Source organism: Pseudobutyrivibrio sp. YE44 (genome assembly GCF_900104335.1).
GTDB lineage: Bacteria > Bacillota > Clostridia > Lachnospirales > Lachnospiraceae > Pseudobutyrivibrio.
Genome location: NZ_FMXT01000025.1, coordinates 1 through 3860, shown reverse-complemented (window position 1 = coordinate 3860; position 3860 = coordinate 1). Strand labels below are relative to the sequence as shown.

4 protein-coding genes are annotated in these 3860 nt (G+C 36.2%); all 4 read left to right on the top strand.

What is annotated here, in order from left to right; all coding sequences use genetic code 11:
• A partial coding sequence (locus BLR54_RS14770) for a nucleotidyltransferase domain-containing protein (RefSeq protein WP_207645288.1) occupies window positions 1-622 on the top strand: 622 nt, incomplete at its 5' end.
• Between the two features lie 142 nt (window positions 623-764).
• A complete protein-coding gene (locus tag BLR54_RS14765) occupies window positions 765-1616 on the top strand; it encodes a ParB/RepB/Spo0J family partition protein (protein WP_442960234.1) in 852 nt (283 codons plus the stop codon).
• Between the two features lie 302 nt (window positions 1617-1918).
• Window positions 1919-2506: a type IV toxin-antitoxin system AbiEi family antitoxin domain-containing protein gene (locus BLR54_RS14760; protein WP_090422407.1), complete on the top strand. Its 588-nt coding sequence runs from the start codon at window positions 1919-1921 to the stop codon at window positions 2504-2506.
• Complete coding sequence (locus BLR54_RS14755; protein ID WP_090422405.1) at window positions 2503-3345, top strand: nucleotidyl transferase AbiEii/AbiGii toxin family protein; 843 nt, start codon at window positions 2503-2505, stop codon at window positions 3343-3345. The genes BLR54_RS14760 and BLR54_RS14755 overlap by 4 nt, the downstream gene beginning before the upstream one ends.
• Window positions 3346-3860: the final 515 nt, after the last annotated feature.

Genomic DNA, 3860 nt, shown 5'->3' with positions numbered 1-3860 from the left:
GTTATGTCCCAATCGAAGATTACGTCAGACCAATCACCTTCATCATATAAAAAGAGCAGAGGCTATAAAAGTCTCTACTTATATATTAAGAATCGTTGTTTGTAGGAGTGACACAATGCTTACAGAATTACATGAAAAAGTATTGCTAAAGATATGTATGCTATTACATGATTCCGGTAAGGATGTTTGCTGGGGATTAACAGGAAGTACATCTTTTGCACTTCAGGGGATGGATTATAAGCCTCACGATATAGATATTCAGACTGATGAAGCAACGGCTTATATCTTAGGCGAGTTGTTAAAGGAGTACGAGGTACAGCCTGTAACCTTTAGTGGTAATGAAAAGATTAGATCTCACTTCGGAAAGTTTTTAGTTGATGGAATGGAAGTTGAGGTTATGGGAGATATTCAAAAGAAGCCAGCCGATGAATGGGAGAACATCATCCCGCTAGATACATTGCTTGATTATGTTGATTGGAATGGATATCAGGTTCCGGTGTTGAAACTTTCATATGAAGCTGAAGCCTATAGAAAGCTAGGACGTTTAGAGAAGGCAGAGCAACTAGAACGATTTGCACGGGAAAGACAAATTCGAATTTGTAGAAATCTAACAATTGAATAGTGAACATAACATTGAGCAGTTATCGAAAGACAACTGCTCTTTTTCTATACCATTTTGATTGAAAAATTATTATTTAAGGAGGTAGGCTGTGAACTACGAAAGAACTAAAAATCAAAATGGTAAAAGAGAAGGAAAGGGGGGAGTGAAAACTCAAGGTGAGACAGTGGTTATTATTCCACTGGAAAAGTTGCATCCATTTCGAAACCATCCATTTAAGGTCAGGGATGATGCTGATATGAATAATGTGATGAAGTCTATTCAAGAAGTTGGTGTTTTGCAACCGGCTATTGTACGACCAGATAATAATGGGGAATTTGAAATATTGTCCGGACATAGACGACATTATGCATGTAAAAAGCTTGGATTTGAATCACTTTCTTGTATTATCAGGGATATGGATGATGATTCAGCCACAATTCTTATGGTGGATAGTAATTTACAGAGGGAGGAAATTCTTCCGAGTGAGAGAGCATTTGCTTTTAAGATGAAGCTGGAGGCGATGAAGAGGCAGGCCGGAAGACCCGCAAAAAATGGTGGCCAAATTGGCCACCATTTTAATGGGAAGAAGTCGAGGGAGTTAATAGCTGAGGCGGTTGGTGAAAATGCTAGAAACATTCAACGTTACATTCGGCTTACATTTTTGAATCCGGAACTTCTTCAATTAGTAGATGACAAACTTATGGGATTTAACCCGGCATACGAACTTTCTTTTTTGGACGATAAACAGCAGAAAGAGTTACTATCAGCGATTGACTATGCACAGGCTATTCCATCTTTGTCTCAAGCGCAGCGGTTGAAAAAACTAGCTCTTTTAGGAGAGTTAACGAAGGAAGATATGTATGAGATTTTATCAGAAGAGAAGAAGCAGGATGTCGATCGTGTTGTTTTGAAGCATGACATATTAAAGAAGTACTTTCCGAAGTCTTATACGCCTAGACAGATGGAGGAGACTATTATCAAATTATTGGAGGAGTGGCAGAAAAAAAGAGGATAATAAAAAGATGACGAGATTATTGCTCGTCATCTTCAGTAAGATCAAATAGTAAATAGGATTTCCAATCATTTGTGAAACCCATGAGCTTTAAACTATTAATCTTCCTTAAATTAAAATGACCCGACGTGGTCCGCATTGTTAAGAGGCGTGTCGAGTACTGTTGCTACTATATTATATTGTTTTGTGTATATTTTCAATAGGTTTAGGTTTTGCTTGGCGCATTGGGAATGTGTATTAAAAGTTTACTTTTGTAACCCCTAATGATATAATTGGGTTACGAAGGTAAAATGTGAGGATAATATATGAGCAAATTCGAATTAATTGAAAAGCTGAATAAAGATGGTTATATTTTTACATCAGATGTTGTTGCGGCTGGAATTTCAAAAACATGGCTAGCGCAGTATGTAAAAGATAATGGATACGAACGAGTGGCGCAAGGTGTGTATATTTCTCCTGAGACATGGCCGGATGAATTATTTATTTTATGTAGAGCCTATCCGAAAGCTATTTTTTCTGGAGAAACAGCATTGTATTTGCATTTGTTGGTAGATCGAGAATACAGTAATATTACAGTCAGTGTGCCAGCAAATTTTAGCGGCCAAAGGTTACGAGATAAGGGGATTATTGTTCATAAAGAGAGGGACTCTTTATATGGACTGGGTAAGACTCAAATTGAGACTAACTATGGACATGATGTAAGCGTATATAATATGGAACGGAGCATCTGCGATATGGTAAAAAACAGAAAATTTTATGATGTCCAAACATATCAAACAGCATTGAAAGAGTTTTTTAGAAAAGAAAATGTTGACTATTCTAAACTGTTAGAATATGCGACAGCATTGAATATAAAACAGGATATTAAGAAGTATTTGGAGGTAATGATTTGATTAATTCACCAGATCAGCTGAAAGCGAAGGTTAGGAATATTTCAGGTGGTAATAATGATATAGCCAAAGCTTATATTCGTATATTTTTTATGGAGCGATTTTTAGAACGAGTTGCACATTCTGATTACAAGGATCAGTTTATTCTAAAGGGAGGAATGCTGGCTGCATCCTTACTTGGAATAGACATGAGATCAACAATGGACATTGATACCACTGTGAGGGCATTACCATTAACAATTGATGATATTACTAGAATTGTTAATGATATTTGTTCTATTGATATTGAAGATAACGTAACTTTTGAGGTTTCTTCTATTAATTCTATTATGGATGAATTTGAATATCCAGGAATTCGTATTCAACTTAATGGGTATTTAGGAAAGATAAAACAGCCTTTTAAAATAGATATTTCTACTGATGATGTAATAACACCAAGGAATATTGAATATGAATATCAGCTTATGTTCGAGAAACGAACCATAAAGCTTTGTTCGTATAATGTTGAAACTTTGTTAGCTGAAAAGCTACAGACTGTGCTTGCACGAAATGTTGCAAATACGAGGATGAGAGATTTTTTCGATATTTATTCTATTTCTAGACAGATTGGATACTCAGAAGATATTCTAAGAAAGGCTTTTAAAGCCACATGTAAAAAGCGTGGAACAGAGTTTGATGAAGATAGAATTCAAATTCTTATAAATCAGATAAGGGAAAGCGAAGACTTGTCATCAGAGTGGGAATACTTTGTAAAAAAGAACTATTATGCCAATACTGAAAGCTGGAAGGATATAGTGGATTATGTATGTTCTTTTATTGAAAAACATTTGGTTAATGCATAGGCGTTAAAAAGTGTCGTTACTTGACACACCAGTTCAGGCTGCAATTGCAAACAAATAGTTTGCAATTGCAGATTGCAACAATGGGACAAGCCCAGCAAAACTGCAAGCAGTTTTGTGTTGCAAACAAGTAATTTGCCATTTGTTAAGTCAATGACATAATAAGGGCCCAGCCCCTGCTTTTGCAGGGGCTGGGTCTTTTTTATGTATGTCTTTTGTTTCAAGCAGGCTTGAAACTGGGATTGTGGCGGTGGCTACAGCTCATTTAATGGTGAGGGGGCTTGGATTACGGAAGAATAGTTGATTGTGACTTGTTGTTACGTAGTCATTTTTGTAGTTTGGAATGGTTTTACGGAAGAAAAGAGTATTTGTACTTGGAATTCCGTAGGATTTTTTGTGGTTAGATAGTCTAGAAGGTTTTACTGCACTAGTCAACTAAAAGTAGACACGATTTCTAATTTTTCGTCATTCATTTTAGGCATAGTACTCCCGGTATTGTTTTGGAGTCAGGTAGTTTA

Coding starts and splice junctions, on each gene's coding strand:
- BLR54_RS14760 (WP_090422407.1), top strand. CDS start 1,919: ATGAGCAAATTCGAATTAATTGAAAAGCTGAATAAAGATGGTTATATT.